At 59.0% G+C, this 25,739-nt stretch carries 23 protein-coding genes and 1 tRNA gene; 17 read left to right on the top strand and 7 right to left on the bottom strand.

Annotated features, from left to right (window positions below):
* Window positions 1–199 precede the first annotated feature (199 nt).
* Entirely contained in the window at window positions 200–2,371 is a 2,172-nt protein-coding gene (locus KZO34_RS15905) for a carboxy terminal-processing peptidase (protein WP_219477816.1), read from the top strand.
* A gap of 17 nt (window positions 2,372–2,388) precedes the next feature.
* A complete protein-coding gene (locus tag KZO34_RS15900; protein ID WP_219477815.1) occupies window positions 2,389–3,162 on the top strand; it encodes a helix-turn-helix domain-containing protein in 774 nt (257 codons plus the stop codon).
* Here the strand turns inward: KZO34_RS15900 and mtnA are convergent.
* The gene (mtnA, locus tag KZO34_RS15895; RefSeq protein ID WP_219477814.1) at window positions 3,151–4,215 is read right to left on the bottom strand and encodes an S-methyl-5-thioribose-1-phosphate isomerase; all 1,065 of its coding nucleotides are present in this window, start codon (window positions 4,213–4,215) and stop codon (window positions 3,151–3,153) included. The two genes, KZO34_RS15900 and mtnA, sit on opposite strands and share 12 nt — an antisense overlap.
* A 108-nt stretch (window positions 4,216–4,323) precedes the next feature.
* Between mtnA and KZO34_RS15890 the strand changes: the two genes are divergently transcribed.
* From KZO34_RS15890 to rdgC, 8 genes are all read left to right on the top strand, one after another.
* Complete coding sequence (locus tag KZO34_RS15890; RefSeq protein ID WP_219477813.1) at window positions 4,324–5,664, top strand: TRZ/ATZ family hydrolase; 1,341 nt, start codon at window positions 4,324–4,326, stop codon at window positions 5,662–5,664.
* Window positions 5,665–5,699: 35 nt separating this feature from the next.
* Window positions 5,700–6,416, top strand: a complete 717-nt coding sequence (gene ubiG / locus KZO34_RS15885) for a bifunctional 2-polyprenyl-6-hydroxyphenol methylase/3-demethylubiquinol 3-O-methyltransferase UbiG (RefSeq protein ID WP_219477812.1) — start codon at window positions 5,700–5,702, stop codon at window positions 6,414–6,416.
* Window positions 6,406–7,071, top strand: a complete 666-nt coding sequence (gene gph / locus KZO34_RS15880) for a phosphoglycolate phosphatase (RefSeq protein ID WP_308318832.1) — start codon at window positions 6,406–6,408, stop codon at window positions 7,069–7,071. Before ubiG ends, gph begins: the two co-directional genes overlap by 11 nt.
* Window positions 7,072–7,121: 50 nt before the next feature.
* Window positions 7,122–7,871 (top strand): YciK family oxidoreductase, encoded by a 750-nt coding sequence (locus tag KZO34_RS15875; RefSeq protein WP_219477810.1) that lies wholly within the window; start codon window positions 7,122–7,124, stop codon window positions 7,869–7,871.
* A complete protein-coding gene (locus KZO34_RS15870) occupies window positions 7,871–8,104 on the top strand; it encodes a glutaredoxin family protein (RefSeq protein WP_218637202.1) in 234 nt (77 codons plus the stop codon). Before KZO34_RS15875 ends, KZO34_RS15870 begins: the two co-directional genes overlap by 1 nt.
* 12 nt (window positions 8,105–8,116) lie before the next feature.
* A complete protein-coding gene (yaaA, locus tag KZO34_RS15865; RefSeq protein WP_219477809.1) occupies window positions 8,117–8,890 on the top strand; it encodes a peroxide stress protein YaaA in 774 nt (257 codons plus the stop codon).
* Between the two features lie 28 nt (window positions 8,891–8,918).
* A complete protein-coding gene (locus KZO34_RS15860; RefSeq protein WP_218637204.1) occupies window positions 8,919–9,119 on the top strand; it encodes a DUF2788 domain-containing protein in 201 nt (66 codons plus the stop codon).
* Window positions 9,120–9,217: 98 nt separating this feature from the next.
* Window positions 9,218–10,144, top strand: a complete 927-nt coding sequence (gene rdgC, locus KZO34_RS15855; RefSeq protein WP_219477808.1) for a recombination-associated protein RdgC — start codon at window positions 9,218–9,220, stop codon at window positions 10,142–10,144.
* A gap of 21 nt (window positions 10,145–10,165) precedes the next feature.
* Here the strand turns inward: rdgC and KZO34_RS15850 are convergent, their stop codons facing one another.
* Window positions 10,166–12,910, bottom strand: coding sequence for a bifunctional acetate--CoA ligase family protein/GNAT family N-acetyltransferase (locus tag KZO34_RS15850; protein WP_219477807.1), 2,745 nt, complete (start codon window positions 12,908–12,910; stop codon window positions 10,166–10,168).
* 210 nt (window positions 12,911–13,120) lie between these two features.
* Between KZO34_RS15850 and KZO34_RS15845 the strand changes: the two genes are divergently transcribed.
* Window positions 13,121–14,047 carry a histone deacetylase family protein gene (locus KZO34_RS15845; RefSeq protein WP_219477806.1) on the top strand — a complete coding sequence of 309 codons (927 nt, stop codon included), beginning with the start codon at window positions 13,121–13,123 and terminating at the stop codon, window positions 14,045–14,047.
* 7 nt (window positions 14,048–14,054) lie between these two features.
* Here KZO34_RS15845 and KZO34_RS15840 read toward each other — a convergent pair whose 3' ends face one another.
* Window positions 14,055–14,966 (bottom strand): flagellar protein MotY, encoded by a 912-nt coding sequence (locus KZO34_RS15840; RefSeq protein ID WP_219477805.1) that lies wholly within the window; start codon window positions 14,964–14,966, stop codon window positions 14,055–14,057.
* A gap of 164 nt (window positions 14,967–15,130) precedes the next feature.
* Between KZO34_RS15840 and pyrC the strand changes: the two genes are divergently transcribed.
* Both pyrC and rnt read left to right on the top strand, forming a co-directional pair.
* Window positions 15,131–16,162 (top strand): dihydroorotase, encoded by a 1,032-nt coding sequence (gene pyrC, locus KZO34_RS15835; protein ID WP_219477804.1) that lies wholly within the window; start codon window positions 15,131–15,133, stop codon window positions 16,160–16,162.
* Between the two features lie 41 nt (window positions 16,163–16,203).
* Window positions 16,204–16,857 carry a ribonuclease T gene (gene rnt / locus KZO34_RS15830; RefSeq protein ID WP_219477803.1) on the top strand — a complete coding sequence of 218 codons (654 nt, stop codon included), beginning with the start codon at window positions 16,204–16,206 and terminating at the stop codon, window positions 16,855–16,857.
* 54 nt (window positions 16,858–16,911) lie between these two features.
* Here rnt and KZO34_RS15825 read toward each other — a convergent pair whose 3' ends face one another.
* Window positions 16,912–18,897: an SDR family oxidoreductase gene (locus tag KZO34_RS15825; RefSeq protein WP_219477802.1), complete on the bottom strand. Its 1,986-nt coding sequence runs from the start codon at window positions 18,895–18,897 to the stop codon at window positions 16,912–16,914.
* A gap of 387 nt (window positions 18,898–19,284) precedes the next feature.
* Here KZO34_RS15825 and KZO34_RS15820 point away from each other — a divergent pair, with 387 nt between their 5' ends.
* A complete protein-coding gene (locus tag KZO34_RS15820; protein ID WP_219477801.1) occupies window positions 19,285–19,584 on the top strand; it encodes a hypothetical protein in 300 nt (99 codons plus the stop codon).
* Between the two features lie 35 nt (window positions 19,585–19,619).
* Entirely contained in the window at window positions 19,620–22,472 is a 2,853-nt protein-coding gene (locus KZO34_RS15815) for an insulinase family protein (protein WP_219477800.1), read from the top strand.
* A 1-nt stretch (window position 22,473) separates the two neighbouring features.
* Here the strand turns inward: KZO34_RS15815 and KZO34_RS15810 are convergent, their stop codons facing one another.
* A complete protein-coding gene (locus KZO34_RS15810) occupies window positions 22,474–23,112 on the bottom strand; it encodes a TIGR04282 family arsenosugar biosynthesis glycosyltransferase (protein WP_219477799.1) in 639 nt (212 codons plus the stop codon).
* Window positions 23,105–23,806 carry a TIGR04283 family arsenosugar biosynthesis glycosyltransferase gene (locus KZO34_RS15805; RefSeq protein WP_219477798.1) on the bottom strand — a complete coding sequence of 234 codons (702 nt, stop codon included), beginning with the start codon at window positions 23,804–23,806 and terminating at the stop codon, window positions 23,105–23,107. Before KZO34_RS15805 ends, KZO34_RS15810 begins: the two co-directional genes overlap by 8 nt.
* An 87-nt stretch (window positions 23,807–23,893) precedes the next feature.
* Between KZO34_RS15805 and KZO34_RS15800 the strand changes: the two genes are divergently transcribed.
* Window positions 23,894–23,970, top strand: a tRNA-Arg gene (locus tag KZO34_RS15800).
* A gap of 164 nt (window positions 23,971–24,134) precedes the next feature.
* Entirely contained in the window at window positions 24,135–24,716 is a 582-nt protein-coding gene (locus KZO34_RS15795; protein WP_219477797.1) for a Tll0287-like domain-containing protein, read from the top strand.
* A 59-nt stretch (window positions 24,717–24,775) separates the two neighbouring features.
* Here the strand turns inward: KZO34_RS15795 and KZO34_RS15790 are convergent, their stop codons facing one another.
* A complete protein-coding gene (locus KZO34_RS15790; protein ID WP_219477796.1) occupies window positions 24,776–25,711 on the bottom strand; it encodes a hypothetical protein in 936 nt (311 codons plus the stop codon).
* Window positions 25,712–25,739 lie beyond the last annotated feature (28 nt).

Raw genomic sequence — 25,739 nt, 5'->3', positions numbered from 1 at the left:
CTCCGGCCCTCACTCCCCCGCCTTTTCCCCGCTGGAAACCCACCCTCACCTGACGATTTCATGGACAGATTGTCACGAACCGATACGAGCTGCCTATGGCAACGGTGGTAGCGCTTGCCTACAATAAATTTATTCGCCAACGGGAAAGTATCGTTCGTTCCTCTTGAACTCTGCCCCCAGCACCGTCAGGTATGTATTTATGACCATCGCGGAAAGAATTGTCGCCCATCGCGCACCAGCAAAAACTGCCCGGACAGGGATCTGCAAGGCCTTGACCATTGCCCTGCTGGTCTCAACGCCCCTGGCACTGCAAGCGAAGGTGGACGATTCTCCGGTGTACGAACCGGTTGCGCCGACCATTGATCAGGCCAGAGCCAATATCCTGATCGCCCGCCAGCTCCAGTTCACCCACTTCCGGGATCTTGGCATCAGTGATGAACTGTCCGGAGATGTGTTCGATTCGTATCTGGAATATCTCGACGGGCAACGGATCTATCTGACCCAGGAAGATCTGAACAAATTCAACCGGGTAAAGAACCAACTGGGTGCCGCCCTGAAGACCGGCCAGCTCCAGCCCGGCTTCGATATCTACAATCTGGTTCAGCAGCGCATCATTGAGCGCCTCCAGTTTGCCCTCGGTCTGATCAACAACGGCATCGGCGAGCTCGACTTCGGTACCGATGAGAGTATTCTGCTGGACCGCTCAGAGACCAGCTGGGAGGCCGACAAGCAGGCCCTTGATGATCTCTGGGTCAAGCGCATCAAGAATGCCGTGCTGGCGCAGCGCCTGAACGGGACCGATGATGAAACCATTGAAGACAACCTGCGCCGTCGCTACGAGGGCCAGCTGAAGCGAGCTTACCAGGCCAGGAGCGAAGATGCGTTTCAGGCCTACATGAATGCGTTCACCGGCATGTGGGATCCCCATACCTCCTATTTTTCCCCGCGCACGTCAGAGAACTTTAACATCAACATGAGCCTTTCACTGGAAGGCATCGGCGCGGTTCTCCAGTCCGACAACGAGTACACCAAGGTGGTTCGCCTGGTGCCAGGCGGGCCCGCATCCAAGCAGGGACAACTCCAGCCGGCAGACCGAATCGTCTCCGTGGCACAGGGCGATGAAAAGCCGGTCAATGTGATTGGCTGGCGCCTGGACGAGGTGGTCGACCTTATTCGGGGCCCGCGTAACTCGGTCGTCACCCTCGAAGTGATCCCGGCCAACGCAAGCGATGAAACCATCACCAAGGCCATTGCCATCAAGCGCGACGAGGTCAAGCTGGAAGAGCAGAGCGCCAGCAAGGACGTCATTGAGCTGGAGCGCAGCGGCACCGACTACACCGTCGGTGTGATCACCATTCCCACCTTCTATGCGGATTTCCAGGCCATGCAGGCGGGCGATCCGAACTACAAGAGTACAACCCGGGATGTCAGGAACCTGATTACCGACCTTGAGGAAGACGGCGTGGACGGCCTGGTGATTGATCTGCGCAACAACGGCGGCGGCGCCCTGCATGAAGCCAATGACCTGGTAGGACTGTTTATCGATAAGGGCCCAACCGTCCAGATCCGCAACGCCAACAACGACGTTCAGGTCCTCAATGACGAGGATCCCTCCGTAGCCTATGACGGCCCGCTTGTCGTTCTGACCAACCGCATGAGCGCCTCGGCGTCGGAGATCTTTGCCGGCGCCATCCAGGATTACGGCCGCGGACTCGTGGTGGGTTCGCAGACCTTCGGCAAGGGTACTGTCCAGGCGGTCCGCCCGCTCAATCATGGCCAGCTGAAGATTACCCAGTCGAAGTTCTACCGGGTGTCCGGTGGTTCCACCCAGCATAAAGGTGTGATTCCTGACATAGAGATTCCGTCCCGTATCGACAAGACCCGTATCGGCGAGGATGCCCTTGATCATGCCCTGCCCTGGGATCAGATCGAAGCCGTTCCCCACGAACGCTATTTTGACTTCAGCGGCATCATTGACGAGCTGAGAACGCGCCACGAAGAGCGCTTCTCCGCGAGCCCCGAGTTCAGCCTGCTGCAACAGGAGATCAACTTCCTCAACGAGCAGCGCGAGATGGACTCCGTCAGCCTGAACTTCGACAACCGCAAGAGCCAGCATGAGCAGATCGAGCGCACCCGGCTGACCATCGCCAATGCGCGCCGGGAATTGCGCGGCGATGAGCCGTTTGCCTCACTGGAAGATCTCGAAGACTGGCAGGATCAGCAGGCTGCCGAACTGGACACCACCGACGACGAACTGGACTTTGTTATTCGCGAAGGCGGTCACATCATGGCAGACATGCTGGAACTTGACCGGCACATGGCGTCCATCACCTCTCCCCGGCAGTTCGCTGCCCAGGCGCCGACTCAGTAAAGGAATCGAGCCTCAGCATGACGGAGCGTCCCAAGGATCAGGAACCCCGACAGAAAGCACGCGTACTCCAGGACATGTTACTGGATGCGCTGCATGCCATGCGGTCCATGGAGGAAGTTGAGGAACTGGGAAAAGCCGACAACACGGCCCCCCGAAATCCCGACGGCCTCATCGACCGGCTGGCCAGCCTGACGGGATCCGCGCTGCGCTTCGGCGCAAGGGCCACGGACACCTCGATGAGGGTCGGTCGAGCCCTGATCCATTCCCAGGATCAGCTTCGCGCCATGCTCACTGCGGGCCAGTCGCTGAAGGATATTCGCGAGGTCGCCGGGCTCACCTTGTCGGAAATGAGCGAAGCGCTGAACCTCAAGGACAAATCGGTGCTTGAGGCCATCGAGAATGGCACCACCACCCTGTCCTTCGAACTCATTCTGCGCCTTGCGGCGCTGATTGCCCGCAACGACCCGATTCCCTTCATCATGCGCACCACGCGCAACTACAACCCGGAAGTCTGGCAACTTTTGAATGACTGGGGGGTCGGACGTCTGCCGTTGCAGTTTGAAAGGGAACGGGAATTCATCAACATCTTCCGCCGGCACGATGATGCCCGTAACCTCTCCGATGATGGCTTCCGGCAGGTCCTGGAGTTTACCCGCCAGAGTTTCGAGATGTCCCTGCACTTTGTGGAGGAGCAGGAAAAGCAGGTCGCCGATGTGATGGCTCGCTATGAAGACCAGACCGGGGCGCACGACAAGCCCGCCACCGCTAGACGGAAACCCTCAGCCAAATAGCTCACGCATGCCGGTGATATTGGGATTATGAACCACGCCCTTTTCGGTCACGATGGCATCAATCAGGCTCGCCGGAGTAACGTCAAAAACCGGATTGAACACCTTGACGCCCGGCGGCGCCAGCGGCACACCGCGAATCTCCCGAACTTCCGTGCCTTCACGTTCTTCAATCGGAATGTCACCGCCGGATGCCAGTGACATGTCGACGGTACTGGACGGCGCCACAACCATGAAACCCACTTTATGATGGCGGGCCAGAACCGCAAGGCTGTAGGTGCCAATCTTGTTGGCAACGTCGCCGTTGGCAGCAATCCGGTCAGCCCCCACCACAACCCAGCGCACGTGACCATCAGCGAGAATGGCCGCTGCGGCACCGTCGGCATTGAGCGTAACCGGGATGCCTTCCTGCGCCAGTTCCCAGGCTGTCAGGCGACTGCCCTGAAGCCAGGGCCGGGTTTCATCGGCATACACGGTCTGCAGCAGTTTTTCTTCATGGAGGCGACGAATAACACCCAGCGCGGTGCCATATCCGCCGGTTGCCAGAGCCCCGGTATTGCAATGGGTGAGGACCGAGATCGGCTTGTGCGGCTGCATGACATCCAGGGCGTGGTCAGCCATAGCGAGGTTGGCCGCCAGGTCCTCATCGTGAATAAGAATCGCCTCAGAGGACAGACGTTTCACGGCTTCATCCAGCGAGTGACACTCGTGAAACACCCTCTCCATGCGCTGTAATGCCCAGAACAAATTGACGGCTGTGGGCCGGGAGGCCGCCAGTTCGCGGATTGCCTGTTTGATCTCGGCTTTCCAGTCACCACCACCGGCATGGCGGGCAGCCAGTGCGATGCCATAGGCCGCACTGATCCCGATGGCGGGCGCGCCACGAACCACCATGTCCCGGATACACTGGGCCACGCCCGAGGCACCCTCCAGGGTTATCCAATGCTCCTCGGCGGGCAGCAGGCGCTGATCCAGCAACTCCAGAGCATGTCCATGCCAGCGGATAGCCACCGTGCCAACGGCGCGGGAAGAAGGGGTTTTCGGGGATTTCGCCATAAATCAGCTCCGCCTCTGAAACGCTGAAAAGCGCCAGTATAACGTTTATACTTCCGGCCTACATTTTCAAAGCGCGAGATTTGCGCGCCCGGCTCTCAAGGCAGGTACATGACGGCAGACACCATCACCGCAGCCGATATCCGCATCAACGCCCGTTGGCTCATTCCCATCGAACCGGAAGCAGTCGTACTCGACAACCAAGCGGTTATTATCCAGGGCAACCGGATCGCCGCGTTGGTTTCGCAACAGGAGGCAGACCAGCGTTTTCGTACCCGGGAAACCGTGGACCTGCCCAACCATGTGGTCATGCCCGGCCTGATCAACGTACATGGCCATGCGGCCATGTCCCTGTTCCGCGGTATGGCCGATGACCTGCCCTTGATGGCCTGGCTCAACGACCATATCTGGCCAGCAGAAGGCGCCTTCATCAGCGAAGCCTTTATTGCCGACGGCACCCAGCTTGCCATGGCCGAAATGCTGCGTACCGGCACCACGACGTTCTCGGACATGTATTTTTTCCCGGAGGTTGCGGCCCAGTGCGCCCACGATGTCGGCATGCGCGCCCAGATCGCTTTCCCGTTACTGGATTTCCCCACGCCCTGGGGCACAGGCCCCGAGGACTACCTCAGCAAGGGCGAAACCTTTATCAAACAATGGCAGGGCGATCAGTACATCACACCCGCCATCGGCCCACATGCGCCCTACACGGTGTCGGATGCGCCCATGAAGAGCGCGATCCAGCTCTCCGCCAACACCGGTGCACCGATCCAGATCCACCTGCACGAAACTGAATTCGAGGTGAACGACGCGACCGAGAAACTCGGTCAACGTCCGGTCGCACGTATGGCCGAACTGGGACTTCTGGGACCGAATACCCAGTGTGTCCACATGACCCAGGTTAGCGACGCCGATCTCGAAGCAGTCACCGTATCCGGCGCCCACGTTGTCCACTGCCCGGAATCCAATCTCAAGCTGGCCAGCGGCCTGTGTCCGGTGCAGAAACTGTTGGATGCCGGGGTCAACGTTGCAATCGGAACCGACGGGGCTGCCAGCAACAATGACCTGGATCTGTTCGGGGAACTGCGCACGGCCGCCATGATCGCCAAGGTGGTGTCGGGGGACGCCGCGGCCCTCTCGGCACATGCGGCGCTGACCATGGCAACCCTGAACGGCGCCAGGGCGCTCGGCCGCGACCACGAGCTCGGCTCACTGGTGGCGGGCAAGTTGGCTGACCTCATTGCCGTGGACCTGAGCGATCCCTTCCTGCAACCGGTCTACGACCCCGGCTCCCACCTGGTCTACAGCAATCATGGCCGGGCAGTAAGCCATAGCTGGATTAACGGCGTACCCCAGTTACAGGACGGCCGACTAACCCGTATCGATGTCGCAGACCTCATGCTGCGCGTCGATAGCTGGAAGGAACGAATTCGCAACCAGCAGGCCCAATAACCGAATTCCGATAGATTGATCAGGCGGCACAGACCATGACAGACCAGAACGTAGACCGGAATGAAATTGCAAAGTTTGAAGCACTGGCCAGTCGCTGGTGGGATCCCACCAGTGAATTTCGCCCCCTGCATGACATCAATCCGCTGCGATTGAACTACATCGACGAGCGGGCCCCACTCGCCGGGAAACGGGTCCTCGATGTCGGCTGTGGTGGTGGCCTGTTGTCGGAAGGCATGGCGCAGCGTGGGGCCCACGTGACCGGCATTGATATGGGCGAGGCACCCCTGTCGGTCGCCAAACTGCACGGACTGGAGAGCGGCATCAAGGTGGACTACCGTCAGACCACCGTCGAGGACCTGGCTCGCGATGCCGACCACGCCGGCCAGTACGACGTCGTCACCTGCCTTGAAATGCTCGAACACGTGCCCGACCCGGCGTCGGTGATCCGAGCCTGCTCCACCCTGCTCAAACCCGGTGGCCACCTCTTCGTATCGACCATCAACCGTAATCCCAAGTCGTTCCTGTTCGCCATCGTCGGCGCTGAGTATGTCCTGAACATGCTGCCCAAAGGCACGCACGAGTGGAAAAAGTTCATCCGCCCCTCCGAAATGTCCGATCACCTGCGCCACGCCGGTCTTGAGGTGCTGGAACTGACAGGCATGACATACAACCCCCTCACCAAGATCTACAAGCTGGGCCGCGATGTCGACGTCAACTACCTGATGCATGCCCGAGACGCCCGTGAAATCTGAGCCCATACCATCAGCCGTTCTGTTTGATCTTGATGGCACACTGATCGACACGGCGCCGGATTTTATCCGTTGCCTGAACCAGCTCCGCCAGCAGCATGGTCTCACGCCACTGCCGGCTGACCACATCCGGCGCTCGGTCTCCAATGGCGCACGCGCCATGATTCGGGTCGGGTTCGGGCTGGAACCGGAGCACCCGGATTACATCGCGAAGCACACCGAGTTTCTCGATCTTTACGAGGCCGGTGTCGCCATCGAAACCGCCCTGTTTGACGGCATGGACCCGATTCTCAAGGCACTGGAGGCTCGTGGCATTCCCTGGGGGATTGTCACCAACAAACCGGTACGTTTTGCCGCCCCGTTGGTGGACGCCCTGGGCCTTGCACAGCGCTGCGCAGTCGTGATCTGCCCGGACCATGTAGCCGAACGCAAGCCCCATCCCGAAGCCCTGTTCCTGGCCTGCAAACAGATCGGCGCCGATCCCGCCAGCGCGGTGTACGTGGGCGATCACGAGCGCGATATCGAAGCGGGACGCAATGCCGGCATGAGGACCATCGCTGTTCGCTATGGTTATATCGAAGAGCCCGAATCGGTTGACCTTTGGCAAGCCGACCTGGTTGCCGACACCGTCGACGACCTGGCAAAGCTGTTACAATAAAAGCAGATTGAAACCCCTACCCGGCAACCGCCTGATACGGAGAACAGGTTATGCAAGATTACAAAGCCCCCGCCGATCTTCTGCAAGACCGCATCGTGATGGTGACCGGTGCAGGTAGCGGGATTGGCCGGGCCGCTGCTATTGCCTACGCGGCCCATGGCGCAACCGTGATCCTGGTAGGCCGCACCGTTTCCAAGCTGGAATCGGTATACGACGAAATCGAAGGCGCCGGCTACCCCAAGCCCGCCATCGTACCAATGAATTTTGAAGGTGCAGCGGTCAAGGAGTATGAAGAACTGGCCATGACGCTCGAGGAAAACTTCGAGCGACTCGACGGCATTCTCCACAATGCCGCCATTCTCGGTGACCGCAGCCCGGTTGAGCTGTACGACCCCGAGATGTGGAACAAGGTGCTGCACGTCAACGCGACCGCGCCCTTCCTGCTCAGCCGCGCCATGATCCCCCTGCTGCGCAAATCCACCGATGCTTCGGTAATCTTCACGTCCTCCGGCGTAGGCCGCAAGGCCAAAGCCTACTGGGGCGCCTACGCCGTTTCCAAGTTTGCCGTCGAGGGCCTGAGCCAGCTGATGGCCGATGAACTGGATGACGAGCGCCACAACGTGCGCGTGAACAGTCTGAATCCGGGCGCAACCCGTACCAACATGAGGGCGCGGGCCTATCCGGCGGAGAACCCGGAGCAGAATCCCGCGCCGGAAGACCTGATGCCGATTTACCTGTATCTCATGGGCAAGGACAGCCACGCTGTTACCGGCCAGCAACTGGACGCACAGCCCAAGTAATGGAACTGCTGTTTTACACAACGACCCAATGCCACCTGTGCGAACTGGCCGAAGCCCTGCTGGTGAACACACCCATGCCGGCGCCGATACCAGTCGACGTCGTGGATATTGCCCAGTCCGAAAAGCTGGTCGAGCGTTACGGCACCCGCATACCGGTGCTGCGCCGCAACGACACCGGTGCGGAGCTGGACTGGCCATTTACCAGGGATCAGTTACTCACGTTTCTTCAATGAGGATTGCCTGACATGCTAATGGTCATTTCCCCCGCCAAGACCCTCGACTATGAGAGTCCGCTGGCCACGGAAACCTATACCCAACCGGATTTTCTGGACGATGCCTGCGAACTGATTGATCAGCTCAAGGAACTGGAGCCCCATCAGGTCAGTAATCTGATGAACATCAGTGACAAGCTGGGCCAGCTCAATGCCGAGCGGTTCCGGACCTGGCACACGCCTTTCACCCCGGACAACGCCCGCCAGGCGGTGCTGGCCTTCAAGGGTGACGTCTACACAGGCCTCGATGCGGAAAGTTTCAGCGAAGATGAGTTTGCGTTCGCCCAGAAACACTTGCGAATGCTGTCAGGCCTTTATGGCATCCTGAAGCCGCTGGACCTGATGCAACCTTATCGGCTGGAAATGGGCACGAAGTTCGAAAACCGTCGCGGCAAGGATCTCTACGCCTTCTGGGGCAACCGGATTACGGACGAGATCAACCGCCTGCTGGCGGCGGACGACGGCGTATTGGTTAACCTGGCCTCCAATGAGTACTTCAAAAGCGTCCGGAAAAAAGATCTTGAGGCGAGACTGATCACCCCCCAGTTCAAGGACTGGAAGAACGGGCAGTACAAGATGATCAGCTTCTACGCCAAAAAGGCTCGTGGTCTGATGTGCCGCTTCGCAATCCAGAACGGGATCACCCAGGCCGACGATCTCAAGGGCTTCAACCTTGAAGGCTACTACTTCAGCGAAGACCAATCCGACAAGAACAACTGGGTTTTCCTGCGGGACGAACAACCGTAAATCCCCGTAAAACCAGGAATCTGATTAAATGAATGAGGCAGTCTTTTCCCAGATCGCCATGCTGGTGCTTCTGACCGGACTTATTGTCTGGATGGGCATCATTGTGTGGGATCTGGCCAAGAAATCCAGGGCGGGCAAGTTTGGCACCCTTGCCCTGTTTATCGTCCTCGGTGCCGGCGTGGTGGGCTTTATCGTAAAGACGGTCATGGTGGAAATCATGAACCTCTGACGCCTGAGTAGCCACTTTACGGCCACCAAGCGGTGGCCGTATCATCCCGCCTCTCTCTGTGTTTCCCGAACCGTCTAAAACAGCAAGGATCAAGCCTGATGTGGTTTCGTAATGCCCGTGTCTTCCGTTTTACCAAACCGTTTGATATCTCAGCCGAAGAGCTGGAGGAAAAACTGCAGGCCGATGCCTTCAAGCCCTGCGGTCCCCAGGAAACCAGCCGGCAGGGCTGGGTCCCTCCACTGGGAAAACATGGCGAGCAGTTGGTTCACAGCGCCGGCGGCTACCATCTGATTGCCCTGCGCAAGGAAGAAAAGATTCTTCCGGGCGCGGTGGTGAAGGAAGCGGTGGAAGAGAAGGCTGAAGCCATCGAGTTCGAGCAGGGCCGCAAGGTCCGCCGCAAGGAAAAGGACGAGATCAAAGAACAGGTCATGCTGGAAATGCTACCCCAGGCCTTTTCCAAGAACCGTCGCGGCTTCGCCTACCTGGCACCGAAGGACGGTGTGATGGTGGTGGACGCGGGTTCCGCCAAACAGGCGGAGGACCTTGCCTCCACCCTGCGTAAAAGCCTGGGGTCATTGCCCGTCCGGCCGCCGGCCGTTGAGCAGGCGCCGGCCTTTACCTTTACCGGCTGGCTGAACGAGACCATTGACCTGCCCGGTCAGGTGGTTCTCGGCAACGAATGCGAACTGAAGGATCCGTCTGAGGACGGCGGTGTGGTGCGCTGCAAGGGATTGGACCTCAAGGCAGACGAAATCCGGAATCATCTGGACGCCGGCATGCAGGTCACTAAGCTTTCCCTGACCTGGGACGACAACGTGTCGTTCGTGCTGGACGAGGAGTTGGGGATTCGCCGCCTGAAATTCGGGGAGACCCTTCAGGATCAGCTGGATGACGTCGACGTGGATGACGCCGTCGCCAAGTTCGACGCCGCGTTCACCCTGATGACCCTCGAGCTTTCAAAGCTGATTCCTGGGCTTCTGGAGGCCATGGGCGGCGAGGACCGCTCAGCCATCGTCGAGGAATGAACCAACAGGGCCCGGGCGTCTCTAGTGGACGCTCTTGCCCAACCGCTCCCGCTGCCAGTCTTTCTCCGGTTCGTTGAGCACCAGGCGCAGGTCCATTACTTCTTCTTCCGTGTTGTACTTGATCTCGAAACCGAGGTGCTCGGCCAGCTGCAACATGGGCCGGTTGTCGGGCAGCACATCACCGACCATCTCCACGGTCCCTCGAGCCCGACAATAGTCGATCATCTTCTGCATCAGCGCGACACCCAGGCCCTCGCCTTTCATCCGGTCGTGCACCATCACCGCAAACTCGCACTGCAGATTGTCGGCATCGGTCCAGGTTCGCACGGTACCGAGAGTCTCTTCCCCTTCGCCATCTTCCCGCGGCGCGTTGGCAATGAATACCATCTCCCGGTCGTAATCGATCTGCACCATCTGGGCCACGTCTTCCCGGGAGAAGTGCTTGCGGTACTGGAAGAAGCGGTAGCGGATGGATTCCGGGGATTGCAGCTCGTGGAAAGCCCGATGGGCAGGCTCGTCCTCGGCCAGCACAGGGCGGATGATGACCCTGCGTCCTGACTTCGGCAGCACAATCCATTCCTCCAACTCCCTCGGGTAGGGCTGAATGATCGGTTTACCCGGTTTTTCAGCAAGGTTGATGGCAATATTGACCGCCACCGAGCCCTGCTCATTGAACAACAGTGGGGAGATTTCCAACCCCTGGATCTCGGGAATATCGATCACGATCTGCGACAGGGTGACCAGGGTTTCGGATACCGCCCGGATATCCTCCTCCGGCTTGAGGCTGTGTTCTTTCAGCAACTTGTACATGTAGGTCCGGCGCAGCAGCTCCCTGGCCAGCACCATATTCAACGGTGGCAGCGCAATCTGGCGGTCCGTCATCACGTTGATCTGCGCCCCGGCCGCACCGCACACAACCAGTGGGCCGAAGAGCGGGTCGCGGGTGATGCCGACGCTGAACTCGATTCCCCCGACGTGCTGGTAAGAGCGCTGGACCGCAAAGCCCAGGAAGCCACTTTGCGGGAAATGCGATTGATACTCTTCCATGAGATAGCGACAGGCATCCATGATGGCCGCCTCGCTGTTCAGTTTCTGGATGGTGCCCTTGTACCGACGCTGGGTCGGGCTGAGATCAAGGAACGGGTGACAGCCCTGCTCATGGATAATGGTGATATCAACCGGGCGCCGCTCCACGGCAAAAACCTCCAGCACCTCCTCCATGTCATCACAGTACATGGTCTCGATGGTGCTGATGCCGTAATCGTCGATCAGATCCCGGGCCTCCCGGTTGGACAGATGCTTTCGGCCGTTCCGCAGAGCCTTCATGACCACGCGGCGGGTGTGGCTCCGATCGGCAAAATGATCGGTGAAGGATTCCGGGGTCTCCGTTAGCAGACGCTGGACGCGCTGATGCCGGACATGCTGCATGAACGCCATCACCGCCTTCTCCGGATTGAAGAAGGACGGCAACCCGGCCCGATAGAACTCTTCCCGGGCATCCATCACCGTGCTCTGGCCGAGCCAGCAGGTAAACACGTTCAGGCGCGTCCCCTTGGAGGCCTGGACCACGGCATCGGCAATCTGAAGGCTGTCTTCCGTCAGGCTCGGCGCATACATCACCAGAACATTGGCCACCTCGGGGTCCTTGGCAAGAATCCGGATCGCATTGGCATAGAGTTCGGGCGAGGCGTCGTAGTTCAGGTCGATGGGGTTGCGCCGCGTCCAGTAGGGCGGCAACAGCTCCGCCAGCGCATCGATACTTTGTTCCGACAACTGCGCCAGCTCTCCCCCCAGGTCGGCCAGGCGGTCCACCGCGAGGACGCCGGGACCAACCCCGTTTGCCATGATTGCCAGAGTCTCGCGACGCAGTGGTCGCATACGGGTCAGGGTTTCCAGGGCATCGAACATCTGCCCGAGGCCATCCACACGCAGTACACCGGCCCGCTGCAGCATGGCGTCGTAGATGGGATCACTGCGGGTCAAACCGTCCGGTAGTGCATGGGGAAACCACTCCGATTCCGGCACCCGACCAGACTTGACCGCGATCACCGGCTTGGTCCGGGAAGCCACCCGGACCGCCGACATGAAACGCCGGGGATTGGGAATGTTCTCGATGTGCAGAAGAATGGCCCGGGTCTGGGTGTCCTGGGCGAGATAATCGATCAGATCGTCGTGATCGATGTCCATGCCGTCGCCCAGGGTCAGAAAATAGGAGAAGCCCACGCCTCGGGCAAAGGCCCAGTCAATGACGGAACTGGCAATGGTTCCGGACTGGCCAACAAACGCCACTCGCCCCGGAATTGCGCCCATATGGGCATAGGTCGCGTTCAGGCTCCGGGCCGGAACCATTAGCCCGATCGTGTTCGGGCCCAGTACCCGAATCCCGGTTTCCCGCGCCGCTTCACGCACCGAGTACATCAGCGGTTGCCCGGTTTTACTGTGAGTCCGGGACATGCCGCCGGTCATCACAATCGCGGTCCGGACGCCCGCCTCCCCAAGACGCTTGATGGTCTTGGCAACGGTATCAGGAGGCGTACAGACAATGGCGAGATCCGGCGAAAAGTCCATCTTCGATACTTTTCTGACGCAGGGAACCCCGTGCACATTGTCATAATCGTTCTGGTTAACCACCAACAGCTTGCCGGGGTAGCCGCCACCCATGAGGTTCCGCAGCACCATACCGCCGAGGCTGTTCGCCCGCTCAGACGCACCGATAACCACGATGGAGTCGGGATTAAACAGACTTTCCAGATACCGGGTACTCAAGCTGGCTCTCCTTGGACGCCGGCCTCATGGCCGTACAGGTGATAATGTAACTAAATCAGATGACTTATGAGTGTATACCTTATCTTAGGCGGAGATGAATTGATGTAAAACGACTATCGCGGCCATTACGACCAAAGAAACACGGCAGCCGGTATTGTTCCCTGATAACATTGGTGAAAATAAAAGCAGATTCAGGGCGTTCAGAGGCGTATGACCACGGCATTTTTTTCTCATGATGACTGCATGAAACACAACATGGGCCCGGAACATCCGGAGAGCCCTGAGCGAATCACGGCCATCCTCAGCCAAATCGCAGAAACCAGTCTCGAGCAAGACCTGGATTGGGTCCGACCGGAAGAGATTACCCGTGATCAGCTATTGACCGTTCACCCCGAAAAGTACTTGCACCAGCTCGACCTGATGCAACCCACCCGCGGCCGGGTGTTCACCGACCCCGATACCGCCATGATGCCAGATACCCTGCGCGCCGCCCGTCTTGCTGCCGGTGCGAATATCCAGGCGGTGGATATGGTCATGAGCAGCCAGGTCACCAACGCCTTTGTCTGCGCCCGGCCTCCGGGGCACCACGCCGAACGCAGTAAATCCATGGGATTCTGCTTCTACAACAACGTGGCTCTGGCGGCCATGCGCGCCCTCACCTTCCATCAACTGGACCGGGTCGCCATCATCGATTTTGATGTGCACCAGGGCAACGGCACGGTGGATATCGTCGGAGGGGATGAGCGCATTCTCATGTGCTCCAGCTTCCAGCATCCGTTCTATCCGCACTCGCACGTGCACCGGCAGGCGCCAAACATTATCAACGCCCCGATTGAAGCGGGCTGTGCCGCCATCGAGTACCGCAAGGCCGTCGAGTCGGCCTGGGTCAAAAAGCTGCAGGATTTCAAACCCCAGGTGATCATGATCTCCGCAGGGTTCGATGGCCACCGACTCGACCCCATGGCCGAACTGAATCTGGAAGTGGATGATTATCGCTGGTTAACGGAAATGATCGCCAGCGTGGCCAGTGACCACGCCAATGACCGGATCATTTCAACGCTGGAAGGCGGCTACAGCCTGAAAGCGCTAGGCGAGAGCGTGACCGCCCACCTTGAAGTACTGAACTCGGTCTACTAGACCGGCATCAGCCGGCGGAGTCGCCCCCATAACCGTTTGCCTGCTGGAATGCCGGGCGTTCGCCCTCGCGCTGTAACCGGACATTGGTGCGACGGTTATCGGAGGGCCGCCTTGATACCGGGTACTGGTCGCCGTGGGCCCGCACCGTAATCATATCGTCGGCAACACCTCGCGCCTTCAGATAATCCGCCACCACATTTGCCCGTTCCTCGGACAATGCCCGGTTGTCGATACGACTACCCAGGCGATCACTGTGCCCGTCCACGAAGATCCGCTCGACCGTTGAGTCCGCCAGCACGTAAGTCACCAGGTTATTGAGCAACTGGCGGTCGGCCTCCGACAGACTGGCGCTGCCACTGGCAAACGGGATGCGGGTGCGCCGCACCTGATCGTAGTTCACTGGCAACAGGTTGGCCGTGCAGGACCGATAGCTGCGGAACTGGTCGGCAAAATTCACATTGGACACCTGAACCCGCACCGGGCGACCATCAAACCACGACTCCCGGGTGACCGTCGGGCGCATGCCCTCAAGCAGACCCTGAACCAGCACCATGGCCTTGCGGGTTTCCAGCAGCACCGGCCGGTTTCCGTCCGACACCGTGACTTTGCCCAAAGGCCGGGGGGCAACGCCCGGGCGCCATGCAGGGGCCTCGACAACAAGATCACCACGGCCCGGCCTCATCAACGGCGATTCCGACTCGAGGAAAAACGTGAGCCTTTCACCCGCCCGGTGCCGGAACACGGCCTTGCCATACCCCGGAACTTCGTGCACCAGGGAGCATTCAAAAACCGACTCCGCCAAGTACCACTGGCTGTTCTCGATGCCGGCACCGTAGCTCGAGGCCTCTGACGGCCCTGCCAGACCCAGCGCCATTGCACTGATCAGGCCAAGAGAGAATGTTCGGAAGCTGGATGCCATAGCGGATGACCAACGGGTTCAACTGAAACAATGATTTCTCCGGTTATCGGCCCTGCCCCCACCTTCTTTAGGCCCGGATACAAAAACAAACACTCTCCCCTTCTGGTATAATTCGCAAAATTTTTCCGGGCCATGGCCCACCGATGGAACTGCGGAAACCTCCCATGACCGATCAGATCACTCTTACCCGTCCGGACGACTGGCACCTGCACGTTCGCGACGGCGATGTCCTCAAGGATGTCGTCCCGGCCACCGCCGCGTGCTTCGGGCGCGCGATCATCATGCCCAACCTGGTTCCGCCAGTAACCACCACCGCGGATGCATTAGCCTACCGGGAGCGCATCCTGGACGCCGCCAACGGCACCGATTTCCAGCCCCTGATGACGCTTTACCTGACCGAGAGCACAACCGCAGAGACGATTCGCGATGCCAGGGCAGCCGGCGTAGTCGCCGCCAAACTCTACCCGGCCGGTGCCACTACCAACTCTGCATCCGGTGTCAAAGACATCCGCAATATCTACCCGGTGCTGGAAGCCATGGCTGAGTGCGGCATGTTGCTGCTTGTGCACGGCGAGGTAACCGACGCCGACATCGACATTTTCGATCGCGAGAAAGTGTTCCTCGAACGGGTGCTGGCTCCCACCATGGAAGCCTTCCCCAATCTGAAGGTGGTCCTGGAGCATATTACGACGGCTGATTCGGCGGAATTTGTCCAGCAGCACACCGGCAATAATCTGGGCGCCACGCTGACCCCCCAGCACCTGATGTATAACCGTAACCATATGCTGGTTGGCGGCATTCGTCCGCACCTGTACTGCCTCCCGATTCTCAAGCGTAACCGCCACCAGCAGGCCCTGCGTGACGCCATCGCAAGTGGCAACCCACGCTTTTTCCTGGGCACCGATTCCGCACCCCATGCCAGGGACCGCAAGGAAACTGCCTGCGGCTGTGCCGGATGCTATTCCGCCTATGGGGCCATTGGCCTGTACGCAGAGATCTTCGAGGAACTGGGCATTCTGGACAAACTGGAAGCGTTCGCCAGTTTTAATGGCGCGGATTTCTACGGACTGCCGAGAAACACCGACACCATCACCCTGGTCCGGGAGCCCTGGGCCATGCCGGAGCAGCTTCCCCTGGCAGACGGCAATATCGTGCCACTGAAAGCGGGTGAAACCGTTAACTGGCGCCTGGCGTAAACACCCTGACCTTTCATAACACGGCCATGATCGGAGTTTGAGTGACTGACGAAAACAAAGAACCGCATCCCATGTCCCGCCGCTTCCGCGGTTTTCTACCCGTCGTCGTTGACGTCGAAACCGCCGGCTTCAACCCGGAGCGGGATGCCTTGCTGGAAGTGGCCGCGGTGCTGCTGACCATGGACGAAAATGGCTACCTTCTGCGCGGGGAAACGCACTTGCAGCAGATTGATCCATTTGAAGGCGCCAACCTTGAGCAGTCGGCCCTGGATTTCACCGGCATTGACCCCTGGAATCCGGAGCGGGAAGCGGTCCCCGAGCGCGAAGGCCTGAGTGAGATCTTTACCCCCATTCGCAAGGCGGTCAAAGCCTTCGACTGCAAACGCGCGGTACTGGTGGGCCACAACGCCACGTTCGACCACAACTTCGTGTTTGCCGCGGCCATGCGAGCCGATATCAAGCGCAATCCGTTTCATCCTTTTTCCACGTTCGACACCGCCACCCTGGCGGGTCTGGCCTACGGCCACACCGTGCTGGCCCAGGCCTGCAAACTGGCCGGCATTCCGTTCAGTAACAAGGAGGCCCATTCCGCCGCCTATGATGCGGAGAAAACGGCGGATCTGTTTTGCGGCATTGTGAATCGCTGGAAAGATCTCGGCGGCTTTCCCCCACCCCTGATTGAAGAACCTGAGTGACCGTCACAAAAAACCCCGCCAAGGCGGGGTTTTTTGATCGCACGGGCTGGCTACTTACCAGTAGATGCCCCGCATGATTGCCGCGAAGGCCACCTGCTCGGTGGACACTTTCGGCTTCTGGCCGGATCGGCTGCCCGCCGCTGCCGGAGAATCCGGGAACATGCGATAACCAGTGTTCATCACGATCTCGCCCATCTTCGGCGCCAGTGCATGCAGCACCTGAGCGAAGATGCCCAGGCGGGTCGCAATGCGCTTCGGACGATAGATGATGGCTTCGGCAACCATGTCGGCGGCTTCGTCCGGCGTCAGGGTCGGGACCGAATCATAGATCTTGGTCGGAGCAATCATCGGCGTCTTCACCAGCGGCATGTTGATGGTAGTGAAGGTCACGTTGCGATCGGACCACTCGGCAGCCGCGCAGCGACTGAACGCGTCCAGTGCCGACTTGGACGCCACGTACGCAGAAAAGCGCGGCGCATTGGTCAGCACACCGATGGAGGAGATATTGACCACGTGACCGCGGCGATTTTCCAGCATCTTTGGCGCAAAGCCCATGATCAGGCGCACGGAACCGAAGTAGTTCAGCTGCATGGTGCGCTCGAAATCGTGGAAGCGATCAAACGACAGATCCAGTGAGCGTCGAATTGACCGGCCAGCGTTGTTCACCAGCACATCCACCTGGCCATGGTTGTCCAGAACCGTCTCCACAAAGCGGTCGGCGTCTTCCATGTCGGAAAAATCACACTGGTAGGCGTGCACGCTGGCGCCCCTGGATTCCAGTTCCGCAGCCACCTCTTTCAGGCGCTCCGGCTTACGGGCACCAATTACCAGGATAGCTCCGGCATCCGCCAGCTTCTGGGCGGTCGCCAAACCAATACCTGAGGTAGCGCCGGTCACCACGCACACACGGCCTTCGACAGTGCCACGCAGGGTGCGATCCTTGAACAGGTCCGGGTCCAGGTTTCGCTCCCAGTAGTCCCAGATCACCGCGGAATAATCGGTCAGGCGCGGCACTTCGATGCCGGTGTCCTTGAGCACACGTTCGGTCTCACGGGCGTCGAACCGGGTCGGGTAATTCACGAACGACATCACGGAGGGCGGAATGCCCATATCGTCCAGAATTGCGCCGGTCAGACGTTTCACCGGAGGCAGGTTCTTCAGACTCTGGCGAATGAACGGCGGAATGAAGCCGAACATACGGGAGTCAATCCGCATGCCCATCTTGGGCGCGTGACCAGCCTCGGAAAATATATTCAGGATCTCCCCGACTTTGTACGGATCGGAATCCACCAAATGGAAGCAATTGCCGTCTTCACCATCGAGATGGGCAATGTGATCCATGGCGTTCACCACAAAATCCACCGGCACGATATTCAGGCGGCCGCCTTCGATACCGATGGTCGGGACCCACTGGGGCAGAGCATGGCGGATTTTCTGGATCATCTTGAAGAAGTAATAGGGTCCGTCGACCTTGTCCATCTCACCGGTCTTGGAGTGACCAATGACCATACCGGGACGGTAGATGCGGAACGGAACCTTGCACTCTTCGCGGACAACCTTCTCGGACTCGTGCTTGGTCAGCAGGTACGGATGATCGAGCTTTTCCGCTTCCTCGAACATGTCTTCGCGGAACGTGCCTTTGAAAAGACCGGCAGCGGCAATGGAAGACACGTGATGGAAATGCTTCGCACCCATGGCTTCGGCAGCATTCACTGCAGCTCGTGTGCCTTCGATGTTGGTTGCCTGCTGGGCTTCCTCATCGGCGCCCATGTCATAGACGGCGGCAAGGTGGAAAAAATGATCAATATTGCCCTCAAGGGCTTTCATCGTCTTGGCATCGATACCAAGATTCTTGCTGGTGAGGTCGCCAATCACTGGCTTGACCTGGGACTCGTCTGCACCCCAGCGCTCCCTCAGCAACTCAAGTTTACCCTGGGACTGCTCACGCACCAGTACGTACACCGTACCGCCCCGTGCCAGCAGTTTTTCCACGAGAAAACGGCCAATAAATCCGGTGCCACCCGTCAGGAAATAGTTCATCAATTATCCACCCTGCTTGTTGCTCATTTGTTGTCTATCCATGCCGGCACCCATTTAGACCAAAGTCGTAGAGTCTTCCGGAAACGACGGCATTGTACTTAATTGCAACCCTCATGTATCGAACTTTTTTAGAGCTTTTACTCTGTAACCTCTTGTTTTTATTAGAGCTAATACTCTAACCCGGGACGCGGGCTCCAGCCGGAAGCCTGTCCCGTATGTCGACACAATGATTTTGAGACTAGCACAGGAATTGGTCTGTGCCTGCCCTCTCATTCGATTACTGGAAAGCAATGAAACACCCCGCCAGCAATGACATAATCAGGAACTTATTGCGCCACTTGGCGTCATCATAGTTCACAGAAATCCTGGATCTGCGGAAGCCACACCATGCCGAAAGAAAACCCGAACACCGAACGCTACATCACCATTGCCCGCGCCTGCCTCAAGGCCATTAACGACACCGCCGAAACGTCCGGCAGCCGCGAGGAAAAAATCCAGGCCGTCTACGAGGCCATCGACTCGGCATTCCAGGCGGAGTTTGCCGATTACCGGCAATCGGTCGCCATCATGGCAACCGTATTGGAGCGCATTGCGTCCGGGCAAATGGACGCCGATAAAGCCGTGGACCTGGCCCGCAAGACCCTGGAGCAGCAACCAGAAAGTACCCGCAACGCGTTGATGCACTGATTACGCCCGAACTCTCAATAGATGAACGAGGCCCTATGAGCACTGGTACCCCCCGGAACGCACGAATCCGCTCGACGATCGCCACCGTGCTGGCAATGCTCGTGCTGCTGTTCAGCAGCACTCTGGCCCTGTCGGCGCAGCCACCGGTCAAGAGCCCTGCCGACGACAACGACTACCGTTTTATGGAGCTGGACAATGGCCTCCGCGCGATACTGGTATCCGACAGTGATGCCGACAAGGCCGCAGCTTCCATGAACGTAGCGGTTGGCAGTGGCGATGATCCGGCCGACCGGGAGGGCCTCGCACACTTCCTCGAGCACATGCTGTTCCTGGGCACGGAAAAATACCCGGAGCCGGGAGAGTACCAGCAGTTCATCAAGAGCCACGGCGGCAGCCACAACGCCTACACCGCGTTCCAGGACACCAACTATTTCTTCGACGTGGAAGCGCCCTACCTCGAACCCGCCCTGGACCGGTTTGCTGAACAGTTTGCCGCCCCGCTGTTTACCGCCGAGCTGGTCGACCGGGAAAGAAACGCGGTGCACTCGGAATTCAGCTCCAAACAGAAAGAGGACGGCCGCCGCTTCTACTCGGTCAAGAAAGCGGCCAGCAATCCTGAGCACGCCTTTAACCAGTTTGCGGTGGGCAATCTCAGTACCCTGGAAAACACCGACGACAATCCGCTCCGGCCCGATCTGATCCAGTTCTGGAAAGACCGTTATTCCGCCAATCTGATGACTCTGGCGGTCTATGGTCCCCAGCCGTTGGACGAACTTGAGCAGATGGTGAAGAGCCGCTTCAACGCCATCGAGAACCGTGAGCTGGAACCCAAGAAGCACCCGGCTGCCTTTTACGAGGATGACAGACTTCCGGCCAAGGTCACTGCAGATGCCATCAAAGACGTGCGCAGCCTGACCCTCTCCTTCCAGATTCCCTCCCAGGAGGACAACTACCGCACTAAACCAGCGGGTTACATCGCCAACCTGCTTGGGCACGAAGGTCCGGGCAGCCTGTTCGATGTGCTCAAGCGCGCCGGACTGGTAGAGAGCCTTTCGGCCGGCCAGGGAATGGACACGGGTGAAGGTGCCACGCTGGAAATCAGCATGTCCCTGACCCCCGAAGGCCTGCGCCGCCAGGACGACATCCTGCCGCTGGTGTTCGCCTACATCGACGAGATCCGGAGCAACGGCATCAGCGAACAGCGGTTCGCCGAGATGCAGCAACTGGCCCGTATCGATTTCCGTTTCCGTGAGCAGGGCGAACCGGTGCATGAAGCCATGGCGCTAGCGGGTCAGCTTCAACACTATCCGCCCGAGGACATTCTCAGCGCGCCCTGGTTGCTGGAGCGCTACGCGCCGGAGCAGTACCAGACCATTCTGGATCACCTGACCCCAGAGAATCTGATGGCCTTCGTTCTGGCACCGGAACCGGCGCTGGAGAATCCAGAACAAACCCAGTGGTACGGTGCCGAGTGGCAATGGGAAGCGCTGGATCCGGAAGCCCTGGAGGGCAATTCACGACCGGAACTGGCGTCCCAGCTCAGACTGCCCCAGCCCAACCCGTTTATTCCCGAGGAACTCGCGATGGTGGCGGGGCCCACCATGGAGCAGCCCACCCGGCTGGGCAGCCAGGACGGTCTGGACATCTGGTTTGCCCGGGATACACGGTTCGATACCCCCAAGGCCAACGTGTTTATCAGCCTTCGCACACAAGCCGCACGGGTATCGGCCCGCAGCAGTGTCCTGACCCAGCTGCTGGTGGATGCGGTAAAGACTAACCTCAATGCCTGGGCATACTCGGCGCGCCTTGCCGGGCTGGATTACAGCATTTATCCCCACCTGCGCGGCATAACCGTTCGGGTCGGTGGCTACAGCGACAAACTGCACACGCTGATCAACCGTATTCTGATGCAGGTGGCGGAGCCGGACCTGACGCAACAGCGTTTCGACATTGCCCGCCAGAACCTTGTCGACAGCCTCAGGAACAAGGCCAAGAACCGACCGGTGGAACAGACATCGGAGTTTATCCAGACGGCCCTGATCGAGGGTGCGTGGAGCACCGAGGACAAGCTCGCGGCCGCGCAACAGGTGACCCTGGATGAACTGAAATCCTTCTCAAGAGCCCTGCTCTCGGAGGTGGACCCGCTCATGCTGGCCCACGGCAACCTGAGTCGCGCCTACGCCCTCAACCTGGCACAACAGATCCGCGCGATTGTGCTTGATGACAGTCGCTTCGCCAAAGTGGACCGTAGCCGGGTACGCCAGCTACCACCGGAGGAAACCCTGGTGACACTGGATGTGAACCACCCGGATACCGGCTACACCCTTTATATGCAGGGAGATAATACCAGCTTCGAAGAGCGGGCCCGTTTTCGGCTGCTGGCGCAGATCATCAGCAGCCCTTTTTACGAGAATATCCGCACGACACGCCAGCTCGGCTACATCGTCTACGCAACGCCGTTTGAGATCCTGGAAACGCCGGCTCTTGGCTTTGTGATTCAATCCCCGGGCGCCAGCCAGGAACAAATTGACCAGGCCGTTCGTCAGTTCTCAGAGAATTTTGAAACCCAACTGGCCAGTCTGGATGATTCTAGCCTGAATCGAGAAAAGCAGGCGGTGATCAGCCAATTGCTGGAGCGGGAACGCCAGCTCGGTGACATCTCAAGCAGGTACTGGCGCGAGATCGACCGCAATGCCACAGACTTCGATTCGCGGGAAAAGCTGGCCAGGGCGGTACAGGGCGTAAGTCGTGAGGCCCTGCTGGAAACCTTCAGAAAAGCAGTCTTGAGCCGTGAACAGGCACTGCGCGTGGTGACTGGCGAGGATGGCCTGGGCGCCGACAGTGCGCTGACCCGTTTGATGGCGAGGCCGCCAGTCCCCGCAACCTGAACTAGGCCTCTGGCAGGCGCTGAAAACGCGCCCAGTCTTCCGGCTCGTCCACATCCCACCGGGGCTCCAGCAGACTGACGCGGAGCCCTGATTTCTCCATACGGGCCAGAGTCTGCATCAGTACGTTTTCGGTCCCCCATTCAATGCCATCCAGCATGCCGGGCACAACCCGGCTTGCTCCAATCAGGACATAGCCGCCGTCGTCGGAGGGTCCAAGCACCACATCAAACTCAGCCAGCCGTGTAAGCGCCTGACGAACGTACTGAGGATCCACCGAGGGGCAGTCACTGCCAATTACCATGGCCCGCTCGTGGTGTTCAAGCGACTCGCTTAGTGCTGCCTGCATCCTGTCACCCAGGGTTTCTCCATGCTGAATCTTCTGTTCAAGGCCGGCGCGTTCGAGGTTCTGCATGATGATATCGGCCTCGTCAGGCGCCCGTTCCAGCTCGCGATCCCACCAGAACTGCACCGGATAGCCCGTTGCACAGAGATTATCGAGAACCGCCAGAGTGAGCGTGACATGGGCCCGGAGCGCACCGCCTGCCCCTAGGGCTGGCATCAGGCGGGTCTTCACCCGCCCTTGCTCGGGCCATTTGGCGAACTGCATCAATACGGTGCTTGCGGGGGTACTGTCAGGCATTGCGAACATCCGAACGATAGGCCTGGGCCAGGGATTCCGGCGATTCACCGCGCCAATAGCGCCAGCGCAACCGCCACATCAGGAAAATCGTACGCCAGGGGCCAAGCTTTTCCCAGCGCCGGCTGTCGGTAATCACCGGTGAGTGAATGCAGTAAGGACGTGAGACCAGAGACAGGCGCCTTGAGAATTCGACATCTTCCATCAGCGGCTGAGCGTGAAAGCCGCCAAGGGCCTCGAACGCGTCCCGACGCACAAACATGGCCTGATCGCCGGTACAAACGCCGGTCAGCCAGGACCGTTTGTTCATGAACCAGGCAATGACCCGAAACAACGGCCGATGCCCACTCAGCCGAACATCAAAACGCCCCCAGGCACGGCGGCTTGCCATGAAGATTTCCAGTTGCGTGAGGGCATCGACGGGCAGACGGGTGTCTGCGTGCAGGAACAGCAGCAGGTTGCCCCCTGCGGCTGCCGCGCCTGCATTCATTTGGGCGCCACGCCCCTTATCGGAGTCCACGACCCGATCACACAGAGGCCGGGCCAGCCCAGCCGTACCATCATCACTGCCGGCATCGACAACAATGACTTGATGGCCGGCCTCCCGAATGGGGGCCAGGGCTTTCAGGGAACTCTGGATGCCGGCGGCTTCTTTCCACACCGGCACAATGACGCTTAGGGAAAACGGGTTGGGCAAAGCTCACTCCGGAAAAACCGTGGAAACGGGGCAACACCTTGAGCCATCAGCTCCAGACCGCTATCATACCGCCCTTCCTGAGGAATTGCCCCCGTAGCTCATCTGGATAGAGCGTCCCCCTCCTAAGGGGAAGGTAGCAGGTTCGAGTCCTGCCGGGGGTACCATCCCCCTCCTCGATTGCCCCTAGCCAAGTAGATTTACCCAGAATCCCACGGATTAGATTGCACCTGCACAAAGTCACTCTCGAAGTCCTGACCTGGCTCAATCTGCCTATCTGACGATGTTATATATTTATAACAATCGACAAAGCCGATCAGGGAGCTGACCAATGACTAAGCTGATTGTTACAACTGCCGTGCTACTTTCAATTCTCTCCATGCCGGCTTCAGCCCAACCGGCGGCGCAGTCCACGGATGAAATGGTCAACGAGGCGCGCGCGATGGTAAAAGCGTTCGGTGGCTCTCTTAAACAGGCGCTGCAGGCGGCCATCAAGGAAGGCGGTCTCACCAACGGAATTGGAGTCTGTAAAACCGTAGCGCCCGAAATCGCCGCCAGCAACAGCAACGACGAATGGAGAATCAGCCGAACAAGCCTGAAAGTCCGGAACTCGAATAATGCCCCGACAGACTGGCAGGCAATCCAACTTCAGGCCATGAAAAAGCAGCCGGTGAAAAACGGCAAGCCGGTAGAGGTGTGGCAGGTTTCCGAGGCGTCTGGACAGCCTGAATTCCAGTACATGAGCGCAATTCCGACTCAAAAGCTCTGCCTTGGCTGTCACGGCGACTCGATCGACCCGAAGGTAAAGGCCAAACTGGCCGAGCTATACCCTGAAGACAAGGCTACCGGGTTTTCAGAGGGGGATCTTCGCGGCGCATTTGTAGTGACCCGAAAAATTCCAGCACCCGAATAAAGCCTTCGATCTACACAGCCTTTTCAGGTGCCAGGAAACACAGATTACTTTTCGTCGCCCTAGAGCGGCAACGCCGCGACGCAGGTATCCTCGTAGGAGACTTCACTGCCGTTGACCAGCACTTCAAGCCCGAAGCCCCGGCCGGTGCTCTGCCCATAGCGCGCTTCAACCGTACCGTCGCCCTCGAGAAGAACGTGACCACGAATTGGGCAATCTTCGGTCAAAACCACCTCGATCGGAGTCGGTGTCGAGAAAGAGACATACCCTCCAAGGGCAGAGCTCACCAGGTCCGTGCTCATTGAAAGCGTATAGATGTCAACGGACTGCGAAACCACAAACTCGGAATTGCGTGTGGCGACGTACTCGTTGCCCAGCCGATACTCCATTGAAGGCGATACGGTGGTGATGGAGTAATTGGAATCACTGGTGGCGCGAATCGTTGCCGTCTGGCTACCCAGAATCGCCAAGTCCGCACCGGAATCCAGTTCCTGGCCGGAGATGTCAATCCGCTGTGCTACCGTACCGGACGAGCCGTCTCCGGAAGCGGTTGCCTCCAGGCGATACTCGCCATTCAACAGCAGCACTCCATGGTTGAAGGTCTGGACCTGGCAGTTACTCAACGTGAACACATAGTTCTCGCTGGTCGAGCCAATCGTCTGCTGGACGTCCACCACCCCATCGGGGTTTACGCAGCTGTATTCAGGTTCGGCCGCAGCTGCGGTGGCAACCGCCGTGTCACCGGACGGTGACTGGAGGGAAACCTCAACGTCCTCCACCAGCGAAATTACGCCATTAATATCGGAATAGGCTGTCGTTGCATCCTCTAAATCGCCCTGAACCCGTAATGAAGCCTTTTTACCGCCGTAGCCCTGGGTATCGAGGGACAGCTGGGCTGATGAGCTGGCCGTGCTGCCACCACCGCCACCTCCGCCACACCCCGTGATCAGAACGGTTGCTACTGCCATCGAGAGAAATTTCACGCTTGTGATGTCCATTTTTTACTGCTCCTTTTCGGGATACACC

Origin of the sequence: Marinobacter sp. F4206 (assembly GCF_019392195.1) — a bacterium.
In the GTDB taxonomy this organism is placed as follows: Bacteria; Pseudomonadota; Gammaproteobacteria; order Pseudomonadales; family Oleiphilaceae; genus Marinobacter.
Note: the sequence above shows the minus strand (reverse complement) of the source record. Positions and strands in the feature narration are given on the sequence as shown.